The organism is Paenibacillus dokdonensis (assembly GCF_004916975.1).
Lineage (GTDB): Bacteria > Bacillota > Bacilli > Paenibacillales > Paenibacillaceae > Paenibacillus_AQ > Paenibacillus_AQ dokdonensis.
The window spans coordinates 1,481,769-1,502,483 of sequence record NZ_STGQ01000001.1 but is presented as its reverse complement, the minus strand read 5'-3'; the positions used below and the strand labels follow the sequence as shown (position 1 = coordinate 1,502,483).

General features: G+C 48.1%; 23 protein-coding genes. 5 read left to right on the top strand and 18 right to left on the bottom strand.

What is annotated here, in order from left to right:
• Nucleotides 1-310: 310 nt before the first annotated feature.
• A complete protein-coding gene (locus tag E6W40_RS07025; protein WP_136604833.1) occupies nucleotides 311-688 on the bottom strand; it encodes a DivIVA domain-containing protein in 378 nt (125 codons plus the stop codon).
• Nucleotides 689-948: 260 nt separating this feature from the next.
• On the opposite strand from E6W40_RS07025, the gene E6W40_RS07020 reads away from it, so the two are divergent.
• Both E6W40_RS07020 and E6W40_RS07015 read left to right on the top strand, forming a co-directional pair.
• The gene (locus E6W40_RS07020) at nucleotides 949-1,878 is read left to right on the top strand and encodes a cation diffusion facilitator family transporter (RefSeq protein WP_136604832.1); all 930 of its coding nucleotides are present in this window, start codon (nucleotides 949-951) and stop codon (nucleotides 1,876-1,878) included.
• A 109-nt stretch (nucleotides 1,879-1,987) separates the two neighbouring features.
• Nucleotides 1,988-2,557, top strand: coding sequence for a TraR/DksA C4-type zinc finger protein (locus E6W40_RS07015; protein WP_136604831.1), 570 nt, complete (start codon nucleotides 1,988-1,990; stop codon nucleotides 2,555-2,557).
• 64 nt (nucleotides 2,558-2,621) lie between these two features.
• Here the strand turns inward: E6W40_RS07015 and E6W40_RS07010 are convergent, their stop codons facing one another.
• The 5 genes from E6W40_RS07010 to E6W40_RS06990 all read right to left on the bottom strand — a co-directional run bounded on the left by E6W40_RS07010 (nucleotide 2,622) and on the right by E6W40_RS06990 (nucleotide 6,867).
• Nucleotides 2,622-3,635 carry a Gfo/Idh/MocA family protein gene (locus E6W40_RS07010; RefSeq protein WP_136604830.1) on the bottom strand — a complete coding sequence of 338 codons (1,014 nt, stop codon included), beginning with the start codon at nucleotides 3,633-3,635 and terminating at the stop codon, nucleotides 2,622-2,624.
• Between the two features lie 35 nt (nucleotides 3,636-3,670).
• On the bottom strand, nucleotides 3,671-4,030 hold the full coding sequence (locus E6W40_RS07005; protein ID WP_136604829.1) for a replication termination protein: 360 nt from the start codon (nucleotides 4,028-4,030) through the stop codon (nucleotides 3,671-3,673).
• A gap of 316 nt (nucleotides 4,031-4,346) precedes the next feature.
• Complete coding sequence (locus tag E6W40_RS07000) at nucleotides 4,347-5,543, bottom strand: acyltransferase (protein WP_136604828.1); 1,197 nt, start codon at nucleotides 5,541-5,543, stop codon at nucleotides 4,347-4,349.
• Nucleotides 5,544-5,668: 125 nt separating this feature from the next.
• Nucleotides 5,669-6,439 (bottom strand): pirin family protein, encoded by a 771-nt coding sequence (locus E6W40_RS06995; RefSeq protein ID WP_136604827.1) that lies wholly within the window; start codon nucleotides 6,437-6,439, stop codon nucleotides 5,669-5,671.
• 41 nt (nucleotides 6,440-6,480) lie between these two features.
• Complete coding sequence (locus E6W40_RS06990) at nucleotides 6,481-6,867, bottom strand: DoxX family protein (RefSeq protein ID WP_136604826.1); 387 nt, start codon at nucleotides 6,865-6,867, stop codon at nucleotides 6,481-6,483.
• 250 nt (nucleotides 6,868-7,117) lie between these two features.
• Between E6W40_RS06990 and E6W40_RS06985 the strand changes: the two genes are divergently transcribed.
• Together E6W40_RS06985 and E6W40_RS06980 are read left to right on the top strand one after the other, a co-directional pair.
• Nucleotides 7,118-7,339: a hypothetical protein gene (locus tag E6W40_RS06985; protein WP_136604825.1), complete on the top strand. Its 222-nt coding sequence runs from the start codon at nucleotides 7,118-7,120 to the stop codon at nucleotides 7,337-7,339.
• Between the two features lie 27 nt (nucleotides 7,340-7,366).
• Nucleotides 7,367-7,666 carry a hypothetical protein gene (locus E6W40_RS06980; protein WP_136604824.1) on the top strand — a complete coding sequence of 100 codons (300 nt, stop codon included), beginning with the start codon at nucleotides 7,367-7,369 and terminating at the stop codon, nucleotides 7,664-7,666.
• Nucleotides 7,667-7,708: 42 nt separating this feature from the next.
• On the opposite strand, the gene E6W40_RS06975 is transcribed toward E6W40_RS06980, so the two are convergent.
• Together E6W40_RS06975 and hrpB are read right to left on the bottom strand one after the other, a co-directional pair.
• The gene (locus tag E6W40_RS06975) at nucleotides 7,709-8,275 is read right to left on the bottom strand and encodes a YflT domain-containing protein (protein WP_136606870.1); all 567 of its coding nucleotides are present in this window, start codon (nucleotides 8,273-8,275) and stop codon (nucleotides 7,709-7,711) included.
• 86 nt (nucleotides 8,276-8,361) lie between these two features.
• Nucleotides 8,362-10,857, bottom strand: coding sequence for an ATP-dependent helicase HrpB (hrpB, locus tag E6W40_RS06970; RefSeq protein WP_136604823.1), 2,496 nt, complete (start codon nucleotides 10,855-10,857; stop codon nucleotides 8,362-8,364).
• Nucleotides 10,858-10,981: 124 nt separating this feature from the next.
• On the opposite strand from hrpB, the gene gluQRS reads away from it, so the two are divergent.
• Nucleotides 10,982-11,971: a tRNA glutamyl-Q(34) synthetase GluQRS gene (gene gluQRS, locus E6W40_RS06965; RefSeq protein WP_246072899.1), complete on the top strand. Its 990-nt coding sequence runs from the start codon at nucleotides 10,982-10,984 to the stop codon at nucleotides 11,969-11,971.
• A gap of 69 nt (nucleotides 11,972-12,040) precedes the next feature.
• On the opposite strand, the gene E6W40_RS06960 is transcribed toward gluQRS, so the two are convergent.
• The 10 genes from E6W40_RS06960 to E6W40_RS06915 form a co-directional block, all read right to left on the bottom strand.
• The gene (locus E6W40_RS06960) at nucleotides 12,041-12,418 is read right to left on the bottom strand and encodes a DnaJ family domain-containing protein (protein ID WP_136604821.1); all 378 of its coding nucleotides are present in this window, start codon (nucleotides 12,416-12,418) and stop codon (nucleotides 12,041-12,043) included.
• A 131-nt stretch (nucleotides 12,419-12,549) separates the two neighbouring features.
• Nucleotides 12,550-13,356, bottom strand: coding sequence for an SDR family oxidoreductase (locus E6W40_RS06955; protein ID WP_136604820.1), 807 nt, complete (start codon nucleotides 13,354-13,356; stop codon nucleotides 12,550-12,552).
• Between the two features lie 146 nt (nucleotides 13,357-13,502).
• A complete protein-coding gene (locus E6W40_RS06950) occupies nucleotides 13,503-14,309 on the bottom strand; it encodes a hypothetical protein (RefSeq protein WP_136604819.1) in 807 nt (268 codons plus the stop codon).
• A 13-nt stretch (nucleotides 14,310-14,322) separates the two neighbouring features.
• The gene (locus E6W40_RS06945; RefSeq protein ID WP_136604818.1) at nucleotides 14,323-15,078 is read right to left on the bottom strand and encodes a vWA domain-containing protein; all 756 of its coding nucleotides are present in this window, start codon (nucleotides 15,076-15,078) and stop codon (nucleotides 14,323-14,325) included.
• Between the two features lie 39 nt (nucleotides 15,079-15,117).
• Nucleotides 15,118-17,133, bottom strand: coding sequence for a protein kinase family protein (locus E6W40_RS06940; protein WP_136604817.1), 2,016 nt, complete (start codon nucleotides 17,131-17,133; stop codon nucleotides 15,118-15,120).
• Between the two features lie 129 nt (nucleotides 17,134-17,262).
• Nucleotides 17,263-17,538: a WXG100 family type VII secretion target gene (locus E6W40_RS06935; RefSeq protein WP_136604816.1), complete on the bottom strand. Its 276-nt coding sequence runs from the start codon at nucleotides 17,536-17,538 to the stop codon at nucleotides 17,263-17,265.
• A gap of 115 nt (nucleotides 17,539-17,653) precedes the next feature.
• Complete coding sequence (locus E6W40_RS06930) at nucleotides 17,654-17,932, bottom strand: DUF4176 domain-containing protein (RefSeq protein WP_136604815.1); 279 nt, start codon at nucleotides 17,930-17,932, stop codon at nucleotides 17,654-17,656.
• 64 nt (nucleotides 17,933-17,996) lie between these two features.
• On the bottom strand, nucleotides 17,997-18,665 hold the full coding sequence (locus E6W40_RS06925) for a hypothetical protein (protein WP_136604814.1): 669 nt from the start codon (nucleotides 18,663-18,665) through the stop codon (nucleotides 17,997-17,999).
• Nucleotides 18,666-18,685: 20 nt separating this feature from the next.
• Nucleotides 18,686-19,876, bottom strand: a complete 1,191-nt coding sequence (locus E6W40_RS06920) for a WXG100 family type VII secretion target (protein ID WP_136604813.1) — start codon at nucleotides 19,874-19,876, stop codon at nucleotides 18,686-18,688.
• A gap of 6 nt (nucleotides 19,877-19,882) precedes the next feature.
• Nucleotides 19,883-20,710, bottom strand: coding sequence for a hypothetical protein (locus tag E6W40_RS06915; RefSeq protein ID WP_136604812.1), 828 nt, complete (start codon nucleotides 20,708-20,710; stop codon nucleotides 19,883-19,885).
• Nucleotides 20,711-20,715 lie beyond the last annotated feature (5 nt).

Sequence of the window (20,715 nt, the reverse complement as noted above, 5' to 3'; positions counted from 1 at the left end):
AAGCTGTAAAAAAACAAAAAAATTAAGGTAATGAATATTAGTTGATACAACACAGTAGCCCAATGGAAAATCATGTCTTTCATCCTTTCACTATATATAATGATTATTTCAGGTGACTCAGATAACGTTATTGTATCTACGAACCCGAGAGATAAACCGCAATCTACCACGTTTTATATTATTCACAACCTTATTTTACCATCTCAAACACTCCCTTACACTCTTTCATTCCCCTCCACATAACAAAACTCCCCCACAAAAGCTTGCGCTTTCCTGGAGGAGTCCGTTATTTCATATGTAGGCTGCTGTATCAATCCACGAAGAAATCAGGTTCGGGTCTAATCTTAGTCTTGAGTTGTCTGAGATTGTACTCCATTTTAAGTACGATATCTTCAATTTGCTTCGGATCAATTGCGAAACGCTCGGGTTCGGGACGGGAACTTGTCTTCATATCACGCATTGCAATCTGCTGCTCCTGCCATTTATCCATCAAATCGGCGATGGTCGCGTAAAAACGTTCATAATCGCTAATAATTTCATCAAGGTAGGAATCCACCTCTTCCGGATCGTACCCTCTAAGCTTTGTATTGAACACCTTCTCGTGAATTGAGAGAGCATCCAATTGTATACCCAGTTGCTTAAACAGCTTTCTCTGTTTATCCAGTCGGCGCTGCATATGTTCATCCATTGCCAATACCTCCAAATCGGTTGCTACTTGAACGGGTAATCATTTAATTATATACATCCCCTTTATTTTTTATATCACAACCTGGGTAAATATGAAAATGGTTCCGCGATTTTTTGGAGGATGTTCCAAAGAAAACGTGCCTTGCCACTTGTCTTTTTCCAGACATTGACTTATTAGTGCATTGTGTTATTATTATATGAGTACATATTCATATGTTAATTAAAAATAATCATTTTCACATCTCACAGGAGGTCATTATCATGTCAGCATCTCATGCTCACAATCATTCACACGAAGGTCACAGTCACCAACATGGACCTGCCAGCTATAACAGCGCCTTTATGATCGGCATTATATTGAATACGGTTTTTGTCATCGTTGAAGCCGTGTATGGTTATCTAAGTCATTCATTGTCGCTGGTGGCGGATGCAGGACATAATTTGAGCGATGTGCTTGCGCTTGTTTTGGCATGGGTTGCCAGTCTTCTTTCCAAAAAGCTTCCTACCGAGCGCAGAACTTACGGTTATCGGCGTTCGTCTATTTTAGCGGCATTATTTAACGCCATATTCCTGCTGGCTGCGATATTCATCATTGCCTGGGAAGCTATTCAACGGTTTGCGAATCCCGAGCCTGTCACCGGTTCAACCGTCATATGGGTAGCCGCCGTAGGTATCGCTATCAATGCCGGCACAGCCCTGCTCTTTCTCTCCGGCAGAAAAGGCGATCTGAATGTTCGCGGTGCCTTCCTTCATATGGCAGCGGACGCTGGTGTCTCGCTCGGAGTAGTCATCGCAGGTGTCGTGATTATGTTTACCGGTTGGCAATGGCTTGATCCCGTAGTCAGTCTGCTTATCGTGGTCGTGATTTTTATCAGCACATGGAATTTGCTAAAAGACTCGCTCAATATGGCTCTCGACAGCGTCCCTCCGGAAATTGATGCAGCGGCCATCAAGAGCTATCTGGCATCACTTCCTTCCGTGACGGATGTTCACGACCTTCATATTTGGGGTATGAGTACTACGGAAACTGCCCTGACGGTGCATCTGGTGATCAGTGAGCCCGGAAGCAATGATCAGATCATTCAACAGGCAACACATGAGCTCCATGAACGATTCGGGATCGAGCATCCGACCCTTCAGATTGAAAATGGAACATTCCCTTGTCGTATGGCAGACGAATATACGATTTAAATGTAGAGAAAAATGCTCCTGTATAGCTTCCGTGATTGCCTCACAGTGCTTTAGGGTAAGGAAACAGTACAGAAACTTATCTTAAAACATACTGAAGGGAGTTTTACTCATGAGCCACTTAAGCAATGCTCAGCTCCAGGAGCTCCAACATACACTACTTGAAGAAAAGAAGGATCTGGAACATCATTTTTCCGCAAACGGAGAAGAAAATGCCGCTCTTGGCGAATCCTTAACCGACTCGACAGGCGACCTGTCCACCGTGGATAACCACCCTGGGGACCTGGGAACAGAGGTATTTGAGCGGGAACGCGACCTTGCGGTCAATGATACACTGAATGATGAACTGGACCAGGTCAATCAGGCTTTGAAGAAAATGGAAAAAGGAACGTATGGCGTCTGTGAGGTGTGCGGCCAGGATATCCCGTTCGAACGCCTGCAGGCTATTCCCTATACTGCATACTGCATCAACGATACACCAGAAAAGTCACTGCGAAATGACCGTCCTGTCGAAGAACAGGTCATCACCCCACCTCCAACCGGAGCAGGCGAGGGCCGTCAAGAGCATGACCGTCGTTTTGATGACGCAGATGCTTGGAAATCCGTTAAAGAATACGGCACCTCCAATTCCCCGGCTATGGCTGCCAAACGTGATATCGAGGATTATGATGATGGTATGTAACGATCCTGGCTCACAAGAAACCCCCGATTCTCATCATGAGAGTCGAGGGTTTCTTTTATATATGCTATGCCCGATCTGCTTCAATAGGTACCCAAGTCTTTTCCTTAGCAGCCTTCATGCAGGCATCAATGACCTTCATGTTGCTCACGGCATCATCCGGACCGAATGGCAGCATTTCATCTTCCAGCACCGCGGCGGCAAAAGCATCTGCTTCGAGTGCAAAGGAATTGAAGACACCCAGGCGCTCTTCCCTCCTAGTGTCCCCCTCGTATACGATCAGCTGCGGCGGTTCTTCGTCATGCTCCCAGCCGAAAGCCAGCGGCAGTTCAATTCGCCCTTTGCTGCCGAGCACTTGCAGCTCGCAGCGCGGAGATGCAGACATACCGCAATCGAACGTGAGTGCAACATCATCCGGGAATTCAATAACACCTGAGGCCATCAGGTCAATCTCATGCTCCGAGGAAAATGAAGCAAGTACTGCTGCAGCAAGCGGCTCCTGGCCGAGAATCATCCGCGCGGCTGAAATGGGATAGCAGCCTACATCATAGATGGAGCCCCCACCCATATGCTTCTGATATCTTACATTCCTTTTATCTTTCAGATCATTATAAGTAAAGCAGCCATGAATGGCCCTTATGGTACCAATCTCCCCGCTTTCCACAATCTCTTGAATCCGGCGGTGCTTGGGATGGTATCGATACATGAATGCTTCAGCGAAGATCACTCCTGCCTTGCTGCAAGCTGCAGCCATTTCTGCAGCCTCAGCGGCGTTCAGCGCCACAGGCTTCTCACATAACACATGCTTGCCCGCCTGAGCCGCTTTAAGCGTCCATTCCTTGTGCAAATGGTTCGGAAGCGGAATATATACCGCATCTACCTCAGGATCCTGGAGAAGATCCTCATAGCTGCCGTAGGAGGCCGGAATATTGAATTTCTCCGCTGCCTCTGCAGCCTTCTGCGGCTGACGACTTGCGATGGCCTGAACGATGCATTTTCTAGAATCCTGAACTCCAGGTATAAAAGCAGTTTGCGCAATGCTGGCCGTGCCGAGTATTCCCCAGCGAAGTTTCTTTTCCATCTCTCCTTCTCCTCCTTCAGCTTTTCGCTAACCTGTTAATAATTATCCTTGACCGCCTTGTTCAGCATGCCGAGACAGCGATCCAAATCCGTTTTGACCTGCTTCTTGTACAGCTTGGCCTTCTCAGGACCGTCTTGGGTAAAGTGGTACAGCACAATCTCCTGAAAATCCACACGTGGATCATTTCCCTTCAGCTGTTTGGTCCGGTAAAATACCCCTTCCTGAACCAGCTCATGCAGCGCCCGGTATATTTCACTTTGCGGGGGAGAATAACCGTAGCTTTTAAATTCCTGTCTCATCTCCTCCAGCATTTGATACCCGTATCCCCGATGTTGTTCAACCATCGTAATCAAATACGTTTTAATAAAAGCACGCTGGGCGATCATAAAAGCCACACCGTTTCCCCCTTTGCTTCTTTTCCTTCATTAACCAATTCAAATCCATTATAAACGACTATTTTCCATATTGCATAACATGTTATTTTCACCTTACATCGAATACGGTCTGTAGTGATTCAAAAATAGGTCGAAAGACATTTTTTAGACCTTGATAGGTAATATAAGGACGGTAAAAGTCATGTTCGCAGGTAGTGGATCAGATAGGATGGGTTTCCTATTATGAATTTTTCAGGTGTTGAAATAATATTGTAAGCAATAAAAAAATAACCCGCCTCAGCCTTACTGAGCAGGTTATTTTATCATTTGAAAACAATCAGCTTCCGTCCACTGAACGCACGGGGGTTTGTCCCTGATTGGGGACGTAACGCCGTTGCTTTTTAGGAAGCGAGGAGACCCCAACCGTCCATTTTCCAAAAGGAAGATAAGACATCGCTATCGTTAATCCATAGGATAAAATGATGCAGATCAGGAAGGTCATCACCATCCGCAGCGTCACATTCCAGCCTCCGAACAGCCATTCGTCGATCTTGTAGCTCTGTCTAAGCATCAATGCATGCGCTAGATAGGCTCCATACGAATATCTCCCAAGCGTGTTCATGAGATCCAGCCCAGCAGGTCCCGATTGCCGGGTTCTTCTTTGCGACCACTCGTAGAATACGAAAATGGAACTGACGAGAAACACGGTGATCAGCGGTCTTAGCAAATTAAGCTGGTTAAACGTAATATGAAGCCCGGCTTCCGAACCGGAACCAAAGCTTCGAACGGTAATATACGTGTAATATCCAAACAAGCCTATAAAAGCAGTCCAATACATCACCTTTCCTTTTTCCAGCCAATGCTTCCAACGATCCGGGTGCATACCGGCTGCAGCGCCAAGAATAAAATAAATCATGAAATACAGGAAATTCCGGTCCGCGTACTTCGTGAAAAATGGCGTAAGAAAAGGCAGATTTACCCGCGTCATGGCATCACTGATCCGAAATAGATTTTCCAACAGCAGCAGACAGAGAAGTCCTGCAGCAGCGAGTGCCGCTGGGCGCCATTTATAAGGAAGCCATTGCGTGCATTTTCGCATGAAGTACCGGAACAGAGGAAACAGAAGGTAAAACTGAAAAATCATAACGATATACCAGAGATGATAACTGTTTTTGCCGGTGAAAAGCATATTAACCCATTTGCTAAGCTGATGCACATTCCATATGGGGCTTACCAGGAAATATATAGCGGACCATAGTATATAGGGAACTAGGATATCCATAAAACGTTTGCGAACAAAAGAAAAATAATTGATCTGCCCGTCATAATTATAAAAGAGAACCAGCCCAGTAATAAAAATAAACACGGGCACGGCAAATTTGGCGGCCATCAGTAAAACCGTCATGATGACCCCATCTTCCATTTTAACGCCAGCCACTACGGAATAGTGGGCAATCGCATGCTGGAGCGCTACGGCCAGAAAGGCTAGCCCGCGAAGCAGTTCTATTTCTCGAATTCTGGCTTTTTTCGGCATAACCTCACTCCTGTCCTGCAAAATAGCTCATAAAAATATAAACTCCCATGCTTTCGCCTAAACAAAAACAAAAAAAGAGCGCCAGCCAGAATATATCATCTGACGCGCTCTTTTGACAAATGTTTTTAATATTTTTTGGGGATGAGCCCATAGTTTACCCGTTCAGGAACTTCAATCAGGAAAATCCGGACAGATTCATCTCCTGCCTGCAGCAATAACTCTTCGTCCTCGTCCGTAGAGAGAAGCATAAAGTCCCGCTCATGAAAGGCTTCATGATGTCCTTCGCCTGACTTCCAGCTTCCTTCTCCACTTACTGCAAGTGCAGCCAAAGCTTTGCCTTTGGTCAGCGGTTGACTGAATTTTTGCTGCGGCATGAGTTCAATATCCCACATCCGTGCTTCGGAGGTCAGATGAATAGGGGAAGCATCGCCTAGGATCTGCTTTACGCTCCAGCCCTCCTGCTCTTCAATCGGAAACTCGTCATGCTCATACTGCTCGTACGCAGGTTTCTTCTTGGCTTCTGATTGCAGATCTGGCTCAAACCAGATTTGAAAAGCTTCCATATCCGGGCCAAAAAAACGTTCCTCATGGCTTACGCCGCTACCGGCTTTGATGACCTGAGCTCCACCCTCGCCCACGGTGCTGCGAGTTCCGAGGGAATCCCCATGCTCGGCTTTGCCCTTCAGCACATACGTCATGATCTCGAAGCTGTAATGGGGATGGAGTGGAATATAGCCTTCCTCAGGAGTATGTGCCCATGCCCAATAAAACAAAGGACCGACTCGGTTGATCACTGAGCCTTCTCCCGGAAATCCAATGGGCTTTTGTTCCGTAATTTTACCACCGTCGAAAATTCCTTTGCCCTGCATTGCTGGTGTATATAAACGCATTTTCATAGGTAAACCCTCCTTATACTGATTAGACGGAATGGTTACGATTAAAACAAGTGATACGCTCCAGGGCCGGTTAATGCCACACCTACAACAACAGCAATCAGAATCAGGTTATATTCAAAGCCATTCGCTGTAGCCCAGAAGCCGTTTCTACCATGGACTGTCACAATGGCCCCAATCATCGTCAATGCAATCATGATTGCCGCAACAGGCGTCCACACGCCAGCTGCGAAGAGCAGCCCGCCCAGAAGCTCAAACAAACCCGTAACGATCGCTGTTGGTAGCGCAGGCTTAACATTCATGGAACCAAGCCAGCCGGCCGTTCCCTTAAGGCCTGGACCACCAAACCATCCAAATAATTTCTGTGCCCCATGTCCTGCAAACGTCAACCCAACAATTAATCTGATAATCAGTAAACCCCATGCTACCATTTTATATTCCTCCATTTTTATTATTCTTAATTTTACTTTTCTTTGATTTAAGATATATAAGCCAAAAAAAATTCAGCTAATATTTCGTTAGTCGTAACATGTAATCCCTCTCCTGTGCTCGGTGTTTTTATCTTGATTTAAAGATATATCATTTTCAGATTATAGTCAACCTTTTTTATAATTTTATTTTATCTGAGGATAGACCGCATCCCTACCGTTTATACTAAGCCGAAAAGAATGGAGCCCTTTTATGGATACACTGCCACCCGAATCCGGCAAAATCCTGGATGCCGCTGATTTATTGGCATGGCAAGCACTCCTCAGACATGAAACTCTGCAGATCATCAAATCCGGAACTTTTGTTCAACTGGTCTCCTACCCGGAACTGATGGATCTGATAGCTCAAAGCATGGCCATGAATAAACATATACTTCAGCTGCTGCATGACCGGTTCGATTCTGTAATTCCTTGACTTGAACAATCACCGGAGGTGAGGTAATTGAACCCCGTTGTGGAGAGTCTGCTCGGCTTCAAAGCATTTAACGATCAATTCATAGCGGAGGACCTGCTGCAGGATAACCGACAGCGCATGGGACTGCTTCTGGATTGTCTCAAGGCTTCCACCGAAGAGAATTTAATGAATGAAATGATACTGCAGATCAAACTGTCCATCCAGCTTGAGCAGCATCTGCTTCAGCTGGGTTTGATTAAAGATTGGCTGGCTGAAGATATTTGGGAGCAATTGGGCAGAGATTTGAAATGGGCATATAAGGCTCCGCGCATGATTCAGAAAAAATAAAACCGGACCTGCTGTGTGCAGCTGCCGGTTTTATTTTATATATCAATGAGGCTTGGGTTCATCATCGTTTATGATTCTCGTCGTGTCATCGGTAATCAGCCCCAGATCATTATTATATCGCTCTTCATTCAACGAGCGGTTTTCCCTGAAAATATCATAAATTTCATTGTCTCTCTCTTCGGCATTTACTATAACCAGAATTTTGCCATGGTCTACATAATTTTCGTAATCCTTGGCTTCATCCTCTGGAATTCCAAGACCGATCAAGCCACCTACCATACCGCCGGCTCCGGCACCTACAGCCAGACCAGCCAGTGTAGCTGCAATCGGGCCTGCTGCAAGAATTGGACCAATACCCGGAATCGCCAGTGCTCCGATACCTGCAAGCAATCCTGTGATGCCTCCCAGCATACCGCCCGTAGCAACACCTGCCGCAACCCCTTCAGGTGCCTTTGTCCCCGTATCCTCGGTAATGGACTCCAAATCTTCACGATCCTTCGTAATCACAGAAATATCCTTGGATGGAAAGCCATAGCGCTGCAAGCCTTCAATAGCACGGGAAGCCTCCTGCTCTGTTTCGAACACGCCTACAATCTTTTTATCCTCCATGACCTTTTCCTCCATTTCACTATTTGTTTTCATATTACCCGCTTCATCTGAAAAACAAACAATATGGAACTCGCATTGAAGGATCTTTATTGTGGGCGGGTGCGTCTTGTCGCTATAGCCTCCAGCGGATCGTCCGGCCAATAATGCTTTGGATACCGGCCTTTTAAATCTTTCCTCACTTCAAAATATCCGCTTTTCCAAAAGCTCGCCAGATCAGAAGTAATCTGGACAGGGCGCTGAGCGGGCGACAAAAGATGAAGTGTCAGCGGTATTTTACCATGACCAATCCTTGGCGTTTCATGTAGTCCGAACATCTCCTGAAGCTTGACCGCCAGGGCGGGTTGCCTCGGATCGCTGTAATCCACGGCTATTCTTGATCCGCTTGGAACCGTGATATGTGTAGGTATTTCTTTGTCGAGACGACTCTTTTTATCCCAGCCCAGCTTTTGCTCAAGGATCGCTGCAAGCTGCAGCTTTTGGAGATCTGTACGGCTCCTCATTCCATAAAGATACGGCAGGAGCCAATCCTCCAGGTTCCCCAGAAGCGCTTCTGCAGTCATCTCCGGCCAATCCGGATCCGCCAAGTGCATCAGATGCAAACGCTGACGCAGCTGTTTGGCCTGCTTGGTCCAAGGCAGAATATCCAGTCCCTCGGTCCGTATACCTGTCAGGAGAGCAGCGGCTACCAACTCTTGCGGAGGCTGCATGGCCTGCGACTCCCGGAGTATGATTGCTCCCAGACTCGTCTGATTCCGGGCCTTAACAGTGCTGAGCACCGAATCCCATTCTACAATCATTTCTTCCTCTATATCATCCTGATGATATCGCTGCAGGTCCTCAATGCTCAGTGGAGCAGCCAGCAAAATTTTACCCTCAGCACCTTTCTGATCATCCACCGCAGCCACCGTGACATATGATGAACGGCTGAGCAGCTGCGCTCCTGAGAGTTCCACTCCCCGGCCCGAGGTCAGCAAAAACTTGCCGCCGCCGCGGCTCTGACCAATCCGGTCAGGATAAGCAAAAGATAATAAAAGCCCGCACTTCTCTGAATCAACTGCTCCTCCATCCTTAATACCTAATTGTTTTCGGACATGCCGGCTTTCACGTGCAATACACTTTAATACGGTCTCTTCTGTATTTGCTGATGTTATACCTCTCTGATCCCATAAGGAAATAGCCTCGATCCGGCTTCGAATGTCCGCATCTTTGTCCTTGGGGCTGCCTCGGAAAATATCTCTCTCCTGCAGCAGAGCAGCTATGGCGGCAGCAAGCCCTCCCATATCCATCCCCACAGCCTGGAGCATCATTGCTGCCAGCCGGGGATGCATGCCAAACTCCGCCATCCGCTTCCCTTTATCAGTGATCATCCCGCCCAGATTAATTGCCCCGAGGCGCTGCAATAGCTCTCTCCCCCGCTCAAAGGCGGCCTCCGGCGGAGGATCAAGCCACAGCAAGCTTTTGGGCTCTTGAACTCCCCATGCCGCGAGCTCAAGTGCTAACGGCGTTAAATCCGTCTCCAGAATCTCCGGCTGATTCCGCTGTTTCAAGTGATCATGTACTTCATGGCTCCACAGCCTGTACGCCACTCCCGGAGCCGTCCGTCCCGCCCGGCCTCTGCGCTGGTCTGCAGAAGCCCGGGATACCTGGCTTGTTGCCAAATAAGGCATTCCTGAACGCGGAGAAAAAAGCTGTGTACGCATATATCCGCTGTCCACCACTATCCGAACACCGTCTATTGTTAAGCTCGTTTCCGCAATGGAAGTTGACAGAATTATCTTGCGCCGGTTTTCTGTATCCGGACGCACTGCGGCATCTTGTTCATTTTGCGGCAGCTGACCATACAGCGGCCTGACCACAAATCCGGATGAAAGTCCTGCTCTATCCAGCTCTGCATGCAGCCTGCGGATTTCCCCGGCTCCGGGCAGGAAGACCAGTATATCGCCGGGATGCGCTGCGGCAGCCTCTCGGATAACAGCTGCCAGATGCTGCTCGAGTTTCTGTCCGTTAGCTGGCGGTGTATATATCGTTTCTACCGGAAACTGCCGTCCAGGACAGTTCACGACAGATGCATGCCCCAGCAGCGCAGCGACAGGCTCTGCTTCAAGCGTCGCCGACATCACCAGAATCCGTAAATCCTCCCTGAGGACAGACCTGGATTCAAGTGCCAGAGCGAGACCCAGATCACCCTGTAAATTACGTTCATGAAATTCGTCAAAAATGATCATCCCGACGCCTTCAAGCTCAGGATCATTTTGCAGCATCCGGGTCAAAATCCCCTCCGTCACCACTTCTATCCTTGTATTTTTACCTGTCTTACTATCCATCCTTACCCGGTAGCCGACAGTTTCTCCGGTCTGCTCGCCGAGCATTTTGGACATATATTCCGCTGCAGCCCGCGCGGCGAGCCTGCGCGGCTCCAGCATAATGATTTTTCGGCCATGCAGCCAAGATTCGTTCAGGAAAGCCAGTGGAACCTGGGTCGTCTTCCCCGCCCCCGGCTCAGCAATGAGGACCGCCGATGTATCTGATCGCAATCGTTCAATCAGCTCTGGCAGTACCCTCTGTATCGGTAATTCATTCATTCTCTTCTCACCATGTCTTTCGATCGTATACTTGTCTTGCTTTCATTATAGAGCCTTGGAGCACTGGATATCCACGTCGGTTTGCTATAAAATGTACGAAGCTGCAAAAAGGAGACGATTGCATTTGAGCCCAAACAAACGTCAGGTGCGAGGCAGATTCGCACCTACACCTTCAGGCGAGCTGCATATTGGCAATGCATGGGCGGCTTTGCTTTCTTGGCTTCAGATCCGCAGCCGGCAAGGAACTTTCTTGCTGCGGATGGAGGATATCGATACACAGCGGTCCAGACCGCACTTGGCAAGACAAATTCTTGACGACCTGTACTGGCTAGGGCTGGACTGGGATGAAGGTCCGGATGTAGGTGGTCCTTTTGGTCCGTATACCCAAAGCGAAAGGATCGAGTATTACGATGAATCCCTGAAGCAGCTTGATGGCAAAGGATGTCTTTATCCCTGTTATTGCAGCCGCGCTGATCTATTAGCAGCTGTACGCGCACCCCACGGATTATCATCGGAAGGTCCTGCATATCCGGGAACTTGTCGCCATCTGACGCAAGAAGAAGCTGCCCGCAAATCCTTGGTTAAAGCCCCAGCATTACGGTTCAAAGTTGACCATGAAATGCTTATTTTCCGGGATGGTGTTGCCGGCCAGCAGGAGTTTGATGCCGCCAGCGGCGGCGACTTCATCGTGCGGAGAGCAGATGGAATGATATCGTATCAATTGGCTGTCGTCGTAGATGATGACCGGATGCATATTACGGATGTCCTCAGAGGATCAGACCTGCTGGATTCCGTCCCCAGGCAGCTCATGCTTTATAAAGCGCTTGGTATGCACGCCCCGGCTTTTGCCCATGTTCCACTGTTTATGGGTCCGGATGGCAAACGACTGGCCAAGCGGCATGGCGGAACCAGTCTGGCAGCACTTCGTGAAATGGGTGTCACTGCCGAGCAAGTGGTCGGCTGGCTCATGTGGATCGCAGGACTGACAGAGAAGCTGGAGCCATTGACAGCCAGAGAGTGTATACCTCTTTTCCATATGGAAAAGCTTCCTTCTAATCCGATCATCATCACCGAAAGGACGTTATCCCATCTGCATGGAACTAAAATCCCATAAAAAACCTCTATCTTTGCCTGAGCTGAAGGTAAAGATAGAGGTTTTTTTTGCCATACAAAAAATAAGCTCCTAAGAATCCTCCAAACGGTCTCGCATCTTTTGCTCATATTCCAAAAACGCCGTGCTGCCGCTTAATCCTCTCTGCTCCATCAGCATTTGAAAGCGCAGCTTCTTCTCAGTCAGCGTTTTTTTCAGCTTTTCCTTTTCGCCGGCGGTCACGCAAGCATGGATTAAATCCTGCAGCTTCAGCAGTTCTCCCTTCAACTGCATTTCCTCCGGAATGAACCCGGCATTTTTCATGATTTTATATGACATTCGGAGGTCTTCAGGGATCTGGGACGTATCTTCGAGCTCCAGCGGCTTTCCTTTACCTGCCAGATCCTCGAATTCACCCTGATTCATTGCCTGGGTTATTCTTTGTTCTGCAAGCCAAGACATGATACTCATGTGAGGTCAGCCCTCCTTATGTTCTAAAGTAAACTTTATTCAATGTAATCATGTACCACCGGGCATGTCAAACTAGAATAAGACCGTTTCCGCAGCTGCGGAAACGGCCATTATTTTCAACATATCCTACATTAGCAGAGTAGCGATTCCGCTCCGTCGATAATAATCTGTGCGCCTGTAATATGACAGGACTCATCCGAGCCCAGAAACGCCACAAGATCAGCCACGTTTTCTGGATCCCCAGGTCCATCAGCCAGAGGCTGACTTCCTTCCGGGAACTGTACCGGGATGACAATTTCCTTCAACTCTTCAGTTTTCTCCGTGCTTTGATCGATATTGGTTGAAATGGAACCCGGGCAAATGACATTAACACGGATTTTGAATTTGGCCAGCTCCAGCGCCGCCATTTTGGCAAAGGCTACTTGACCTGCCTTTGAGGTGCTGTAGGCAGACATACCAAAATTCGAGAACGTCCGGTTGCCGTTAATGGAACTCGTAATAATGACGCTGCCACCGTGCTTTTTCAAATGAGGAATGGCATACTTGACTGTCAAAAATGTACCGTTCAGATTCACGCTCAGCGTATGCTGCCAGTCCTCCAGCTTCATATCTTCAATAGGTGAAAGCACGCCATTGATGCCTGCATTGGCAAAAACAACATCAACCGAGCCGAACAGTTCTACCGTTTCGAGAACCGCTTTTTCCACACGGGCCGCATCCGAGGTATCCACATCAAAAGCGCGTGCGGAACCCGGTCGAATGGCATTAATCTCCGCTTCTGTCTGAGCCGTGCGGTCGTTTAATAAATCGAATAAAGCCACATTGGCTCCCTCTGTAGCCATTTTAATGGCAGCCGCTTTTCCAATGCCGGAACCGGCTCCCGTTACAATCGCTGTCTTTCCTGTAAAACGCAGTTTATTTACCTGCTCCTGACTCATTCGTATCTCTCCTTTGGTAACCTGATTCTAGTATGTTTCATCTGTCTCAAGATTACCCAAAAAGAGCTTATGCTTAATCACCTAACAAAAAAACTTTTTTTATTCCTCTAACTATTTTTAACCACTGTAAATTCTCGTTATTCCTGTTACCACTGAAGTTCCAAAAACGCAGCATCATCCTCAAGCCCGCCAGTATGCGGGGCATCAAGGAGAATCTGAATCTGTTCATCCGGCAGCAGCTCGCGGATCGGATCCAGATCATCCAGACCGTCCGTGTAGAGCTGCAGACGCATTGGTAATCCGTATTCCAGACGGGTCTGGTATACATGGGGCGAACCTCCGACCGGCCCCGTTAAGGTGGACCAGCGTTCATTCGTCAGCATCGTTTCGTGGAAATATTCGCTGATCTCCGCATTATTTTTCCAGAAGCGCAGCCTTGAATCACCCTGCCATGCCATCCAGATTCTCCCCTGTCTTTTTCTTGCTGTAGGCAGCTCGATACGACCACAAATATACATCGTCTGGCTTCCAAGACGCTGCTTGTCTTCCAGTACCTCGCGCAGCAGCGTAGGGACTTCTCCCGGAGGCGTCAGCTGTTTAAGCTGCTCGGAAGCTGATGCGGTGATTTCCTGCATGAAGCTTGTAAAAGCTGCAGAGGACCACTCGCGCGTGGTACCCAGCCAGTCCAGCAGCGTGTTGCCAAGAAATCGCGCAGCGAAATCACCTTGGTAGCTCTGTCCGACCCCGTCGCAAAGAACAAAATTACATGAGTTGCCATCCATATGAACACCAACAAAATCCTGCCCTTTCTCTCCCTGCACTAGACTTTCCATTGCGCGCCCATAAGCATATCTGCAGACAAAACGGCCTTGATATGTAGAAAGCCGATGCTCAGAGGACTGGGAACTGACAAACGTGAATAAGCCTTGAGTTGCAGCCGTATTGGTTTTCATAGAATACCCCTTCCTACGCTCTGACCGGCGTTGCCGCCGACATTTGGAATCCGATGGACACGAGCTCAGCACAACTTCCTGGAAGCATCATCAATGCTCCGGGGGTAAGTAGATAATCAGCCTCGGCCAGCATCTCCCGATAGCTCTCCGGCAGAGGTGAGGACATATTCCGCAGCTTTGCCGCATGCTCATCCTTGAGCTCGGTTTCCGTGTGGATTCCTTTCCAACGCCTTGGCTGCAAGATAGGCTCATCCAGCATATGATCGGAGATAAAGATATTTTCCACGAGCACATTTCCGTCTGGTACACTCATGCTCATAATCCGTTTGGCTATAGGCTCAGGATCATCTCCGGTTGCTACCCCATCGGTCATGTGACAAACCAGCGGGGCAGGACAATCCTGCATATGCGGAAGTTCGGACTGCAGTATACGTTCCGCCTGGCGGAAGGCCTTAGCTGAATCCGAGAATCTTCTCGGTGTCAGATCCGGCAAAGAACCCACTGCTGCAATTTCATCGATCCCCTTTATTCCATTGAGCAGATCGTAAACATCATCACTATATGCCAAGATGGCAATCCGGTAACGCGGCGTAAGTCGGTTACCTTTCGTTGACCGGAACACCATTTGCCGAATAGCGAGAGATAAGGCTTCATAAACGATATCGATACGCCGTTTATCCTCCATCAGCATATTCATGGATGCGCTGATATCGATTAAGTAGATAATAAGCGCTGGCGTGCGCTGGGAAGCCTGAATAGTATAATTCATCTTTTTATTTAACTCCCCTTTTTGGTTAATAAATCATGTCTAGACGTTAGGCAGCTGATAACCCGCATTGGCCAGAAATTTATAAATTCCGTTTGCGCGAGTGCTGGTTTTCCCCACAGTTTTAAAATAAGCTGCATCCTTCTCATACAAATTGACAAAGCTTTTAGCGTATTCTCTTGCTTTCGCCGTATTACCGCCCTTTTGAGCATTATAGGCTTGATTATAGGAAGCAATCAGCTGGACTACCTGGCTTGACCGTTTTTTCTGGAGTGTCTTGGCTTTCGCTGCAGCCTCCTTGCGTGCGGCTTCTTCTTTGGCCTGTTGAATCTTTAGCTGCTTCTGGTAAGCTTCAAACTTGGCCTGTTTGTCATACATCTGCTGCAGCTGTTGCTTCTCCGAATCCTTTTTCTCTTGATTTTGCATTTGCTGGGCAAGATAGGCTTCATACTTGGCCTGTTTGTTATACTGCTCCTGCAGCTTTTGCTTTTCAAGCTTCTGCTGAGCCAGCTTGATTTCTTCATCCTGCTTAAGCTTTTGCTCCGCTTCGGCAGCCTTCACCAGCTTTTCGTCCTCCTGCTTTTTGAGCTCTGCCAATCTGACTTCTTCCTGCTGCTTGGCAAGAGCCTCAGTGGCTGCGGCTTCCTTTTGACGGTTTTCCGCCCGGTCTGCCAATATCCGGTTTACCGTAAAGCCGGAGCCTCCGATAAGAATCAAGACAGCAATTGCTGTAGCAATCCATTTTCGGGAACGGTAAAAAGGAAGCTTCCCTGGCTCATCTTCCTGTTTCGGATTGAGCAGCTCCTCAATCCCCTTAATGGCCGCTTCCAGTTCCACCTGCAGCGGTGAACCTGATGGTACAAAATGATGTGCGGACCGGTAAACCTCAAGTGCGCCGTTGAGATTTCCCTTCTCCTCCATTTCCCTTGCCTGCAGGAATAACCGGTTGACTACGCCACTATCCTGACCGGTTCGGTTCGATTCAACCAAGACAGCGCCTGACCCCTGTCGTTCAGGGACGGATCCCGCAGCAGCCTCAGAGGCTGCCTGCGTAGGTATGATTGGCTCCTCCACTTGAATATTGGGAACTGCAGCGATTTCAATTTCATCCTGCAGCAGTTGTTCCTCATTAATGGACGACAAGATAACCAGCCATTCACCGAAGGTCGGACAACTGCTAACATCCTGACTCTCCCAAGCACGGGCGAACAGTTCCGCAACCTTAGTACCCCAGTTATCCTCGAGGGACTTCTTCAGCACAAAATACCGCTCGCATGGGTTTTGCATCTCATGCTGGTCGAAATAGCTTTCTCCCCAGGCCTTCCCCACTACCTGTGGATCACACCATCCCAGCATCTCAGCAAGAATAATCGCTCCGGCAAACCGATCTGCATAAGCACTCCACAGTCCACTCTGCACCGTACGATGGGCTGCATATCCAGGCGAGCCTGCCAGCAGTACATCAGGTCGGTCCATTTTAGGACTATACATCTGCTCAACATCAACCAATTCGACAGCCGAGCTCTTGTCCGGTAGATCGACTTCAGAAAAAAACGGAAGCATTACGTTCGGAGCAGATAAATCGCAATGGGCCAAGCCACGCTGTTCCATGCCCGAAGCAATGCCGGAAAGCGCCTTTGCGAGCGAGAGACTTTCCGTGCGTTTAAGCTGCCTCTGGTCGGCAATGATATCAAACCAGGTAAATCCGTGAACCCAGGGCATCAATACGGCATATAGCAGGTCCGGATGTTCGGCAATTATTTCTCCGTTTCTTTCGGGAGTGAGCACGTCTCGACTGCAGACCTGCAAGCCCGGGCTTCCACTGTAAATCTCCATCGTTTCAGACTGATAAACCATCGCCGGAATACGAAATTTAGGAAAAAACACTTTTAGAGCCTTCGCCTCATGCGGTCCGCCTTCTGCAGGGATCAGCTGATAGACAATTCCCTGCCTTCCTGCTTGGGCATACGCCAAACCGGGCGCGGCTGGATGCTGACCCACAGAGTACATTTTTCCGTTGATACGGATCATATCTCCCGGATTAGGCTGAAAAGACATAGACATCCCCTCTCTTTGTCAAAAAACTAGAATAGACTGCAAGAAAACCGGGAGTTCACGAACACCCGGTTTCTAAGCTTATAAGTGGATTGTACCAATCCCAATACTTTGGTCCTATCGAAATACACCTTAACGCGTTTCGTCGACGGTGCGGAATTTCTGGGCAATTGCAGTCAGCTCTTGGCTAATGCTGTTGAGAATTTGAACGAATGATTGCATCTGCTTGCCTGCTTCCTGGAATTCCTGGAAGAAACGCTGTTTGGTCATCCCTTCCCATTGTCCTTCCATGCCATGAATGGCTTGGGTCAAGCTGGAGACGATTTGTTGGCTTTGCTCTCCGCTTTGCTTGAATTGGTTCGCTACCGTATCGACTTGCTCGGGGGTAATTAAAATACGTCCTGCCATAATGTGCCTCCTTCAAGGTTCGATTATTTTCTTTTTTATTTTCGTTCTAGACTATACTATATTTTGCCAATTTCATCTAAAGTCGCTAGTCCTGATTCTTTATACCCGCTTCCTACTAAATTGAAACATCTTCCAGAAGCTTGTTAAATCTTTCTTCCTCATCATTCGAAAATCCGGTAAATTCGATCTTGTCGATATCCTCATGATTGAACAAAAAAGTATAGTTGGGGTCGATGTATCCTTCCGGATAGACAACACCCAAATAATCGTATAAGGTGTTACTTTCCATTTGGATCTGCTTGCGCCCGTAAATCATCAACTTCTTCTGAGCGCCCTTGAGCAGAACTACCGACCCGAGCGGAAGCAATGAATTCGTGTGTTCCCGTTCCTCCATCGTTTGTTCAACCTTCCTCTCTATTGACAATATGTACACGTCTTTCTGGGAAAAGACTGAAGTATTAGCCTCTCTTCTTCATCAAAATATATTTGTGAAGATTACCGGCAAGCATCATATATGCTAACGAAAATAGTAAAAGAAGCATGATAATCAGCATCACTTTGATGTTGTAGCCCCCAAAGGTTTTGACGAGCACACTCCCGATCAGAACTCCTGCCCCGGAGCATGCCAGTATGATGCCTTGTGACTTTCTTAGCCCATTGCCATTACCTGACACGGTCTCATTTTCATCACGGGAGTAATATCCGCCATATAAAAGCTTCATATGAATCCGATACAGAAGTCCGAAAACGAGAAAATACCCCGCCCCGGATACGATCAGAAACCAAGGCGATGTCATACCTAAGGTGGCATATGCCAGCTTGTTCGCAGCGGCCGTAAAGGCTGCTGAGCCCAGTATTCCAAGCACTCCCAGAAACAACAAATGGAATATTTGCATTCTGCCGGGCGATATCAGAATAAAAAGGCTCAAAACATCCAATACCGCCAGCGGAACCAGCAGCACCCACGCCCATAAAGGGGTAAATGGATCTGCAAAGGCTAAAATGAGCAGCAGCAGATTAGGGAGCAGTAGCAGACTCACGGTCTGAGATCGTATGATACGAAGCGGATAAACCCCGGTAAAATCATCTATGGAACTTTGCTTTTGCTGAGGAACACTGCTGTTCAACGATCCCTCACTCCTTTATATCAGGCAAACATCTTGCCCAGACTGCCGATCTTATTTTTCACCTGGTCTGCGAGTTCACTTGCTCCATGGGATACGGCTTTTACGGAGTCTGAAACGGCATGAAAGGTTTCCTGCGCTGCATGGCCAATCCCTTCCGCTGCAACCTTCGCCACTTCAACCGTTCCGTCGATCGTTGCATCTACTCCGTCCACTGCATAAGTTTTTAGCGATTTTCCGTTAATTTCGATATCGGTGACCGCCGATATGATCACACCCGAAGCCAAGCCTACTACCGCACCTACAGCCGTACCCGCTACGGGAACCGCGGAACCTACCGCTGCTCCAATCGCGGCACTGCTTGCCAAAGTCCCTAGACCCAAGCTTCCGTTCACCAATACACTGGCTGCCGCACGGCTTGCCCCTCCGCGCTTATAATCCTGAAATCCGGATACGCCTGTATCAAATAAAAGTCCAGCGTAACCAAGCTTTCCGCCAATCCCCTTGATCGATAGAGACTCTTTGGCAGCGATTTTGGGATCAACAAATTTCCAAACCTGGGGATTTTTCGCCGCATTATTGAGCGTGTAACGTGTTCCTTTAATGCCTTCATTCAGTGCATATGGTGAACGCGCGCCCTTGATCGTAGCAACTGCCCCATTATTTCTCATATTGACATTAAATCCGCTTTTGACCATCGTTCCCAGCATTAGAGCACCATAGCCTAGCGATGCCCAGCCTGCCGGAGTCGGTCCCTGATAGCCCCAGCCGACATCAACCCCGTCCTCACTTGATCCTTGTCCCTGTACAGCCATAACTGCAGAAGATGGATTCGAGATCGGGACATTGCGTCCACCATAGCCGGGGAGAATCGAACCGCTGCCTTGAATACCGGCAGCACGAAAACTGGCAACCGGAGAATTATAGAATACAGAATTGCCCATGATGGAATGCTGCTGCTGATCTGCGGTCTGAAACTGGCCTGCCTTATTAAGCACATTTCTTCCCATTTCGTTAAGCAGGGCATAGATCTGCTCTCCCTGTTGGTTGGCGGTTTGCCACTGATTCAAGAGAGATTGACGGATAGAAGTTTCCCATATTAACGATCCTAAAGCCTGATTTAAAGAAGCCGTAATTTGGCGGATTTGCTCGCCACTCTGCTCCAACTGACGACTTAATGCCCGGAGTGCTTCCGGTTCAACAGAAATACGCACGGATCATCACCTTCCATCTGATTCTGCGGACTGCTTCAGCCAAAGAAGCAGCATCTCTTGAAATTGTTGTTTGCTGGCAGGACTGGCTGTCAACCAGTCTTGATCCCCGCTCATGCTCATGCGGACTAGCCAATTCATTGAATCATTAACCACAAATGCGGCATTCTGTGTCTCCCAGCTGCTTCCATTCCATGTGGACAAGTGCATTTCACCTTCCACTGTACGAAATTTCATGCAGCGGGCAAGCGCAATGGAACCTTCCATATCATTCGTAGCCGCGGCAAGCTCATCACTCAGTTCATCCAAAGTGAGAGCCGAAGCGCGGCTGAGTATTTCCCCGAATTTCTTTTTGGAGAGCAGCAGGGCCGGTGTATCCGCAGGGGCATAATCCTTTAAATCCATCTCATCTATCAATCTGCCGCATGCCTCATCCACCGTTCCCAGCTCATCAAGTTTATATTGAAAATCCCTTTCGGATTTACAGACTTGAACGACACGTTCATTTGTAGCATGCAAATAACCTTCGAATGTTTCATTATTTTGCTTATACCTTAACCAGCAGGAGCGTTCAGCTAAACCTGCTATGGCCACTCGCGAGAATACCTTTGGAGGCATCGCAAGCTCGACGCCGTTGTCTTCCTCTATAAGGTAACCCTTTTCCAGAAGAGATTCTTTGACGACATCCCATTCTTCGGCAATTTCCTCCGCCAGATATCCTTGAAAAGGGTCTTCTATGCCTAAAAGGCGGTCCGAACCCAGAATTCCTGCCAGGAAAAAGAATTCTTTATTATCAAGTGTAATTGTATCCTGTTTGGAAGCATGAATCGTCAACATTATGA

Coding starts and splice junctions, on each gene's coding strand:
- E6W40_RS07015 (WP_136604831.1), top strand. CDS start 1,988: ATGAGCCACTTAAGCAATGCTCAGCTCCAGGAGCTCCAACATACACTA.
- E6W40_RS06930 (WP_136604815.1), bottom strand. CDS start 17,932: ATGGAGGAACGGGAACACACGAATTCATTGCTTCCGCTCGGGTCGGTA.
- E6W40_RS07025 (WP_136604833.1), bottom strand. CDS start 688: ATGGATGAACATATGCAGCGCCGACTGGATAAACAGAGAAAGCTGTTT.
- E6W40_RS06935 (WP_136604816.1), bottom strand. CDS start 17,538: ATGGCAGGACGTATTTTAATTACCCCCGAGCAAGTCGATACGGTAGCG.
- hrpB (WP_136604823.1), bottom strand. CDS start 10,857: ATGAATGAATTACCGATACAGAGGGTACTGCCAGAGCTGATTGAACGA.
- E6W40_RS06975 (WP_136606870.1), bottom strand. CDS start 8,275: ATGGAGGATAAAAAGATTGTAGGCGTGTTCGAAACAGAGCAGGAGGCT.
- E6W40_RS06940 (WP_136604817.1), bottom strand. CDS start 17,133: ATGTCTTTTCAGCCTAATCCGGGAGATATGATCCGTATCAACGGAAAA.
- E6W40_RS06985 (WP_136604825.1), top strand. CDS start 7,118: ATGGATACACTGCCACCCGAATCCGGCAAAATCCTGGATGCCGCTGAT.
- E6W40_RS06960 (WP_136604821.1), bottom strand. CDS start 12,418: ATGAGTATCATGTCTTGGCTTGCAGAACAAAGAATAACCCAGGCAATG.
- E6W40_RS06915 (WP_136604812.1), bottom strand. CDS start 20,710: ATGTTGACGATTCATGCTTCCAAACAGGATACAATTACACTTGATAAT.
- E6W40_RS06990 (WP_136604826.1), bottom strand. CDS start 6,867: ATGGTAGCATGGGGTTTACTGATTATCAGATTAATTGTTGGGTTGACG.
- E6W40_RS07010 (WP_136604830.1), bottom strand. CDS start 3,635: ATGGAAAAGAAACTTCGCTGGGGAATACTCGGCACGGCCAGCATTGCG.
- E6W40_RS06955 (WP_136604820.1), bottom strand. CDS start 13,356: ATGAGTCAGGAGCAGGTAAATAAACTGCGTTTTACAGGAAAGACAGCG.
- E6W40_RS06995 (WP_136604827.1), bottom strand. CDS start 6,439: ATGAAAATGCGTTTATATACACCAGCAATGCAGGGCAAAGGAATTTTC.
- E6W40_RS06945 (WP_136604818.1), bottom strand. CDS start 15,078: ATGAATTATACTATTCAGGCTTCCCAGCGCACGCCAGCGCTTATTATC.
- E6W40_RS07020 (WP_136604832.1), top strand. CDS start 949: ATGTCAGCATCTCATGCTCACAATCATTCACACGAAGGTCACAGTCAC.
- E6W40_RS06950 (WP_136604819.1), bottom strand. CDS start 14,309: ATGAAAACCAATACGGCTGCAACTCAAGGCTTATTCACGTTTGTCAGT.
- E6W40_RS07000 (WP_136604828.1), bottom strand. CDS start 5,543: ATGCCGAAAAAAGCCAGAATTCGAGAAATAGAACTGCTTCGCGGGCTA.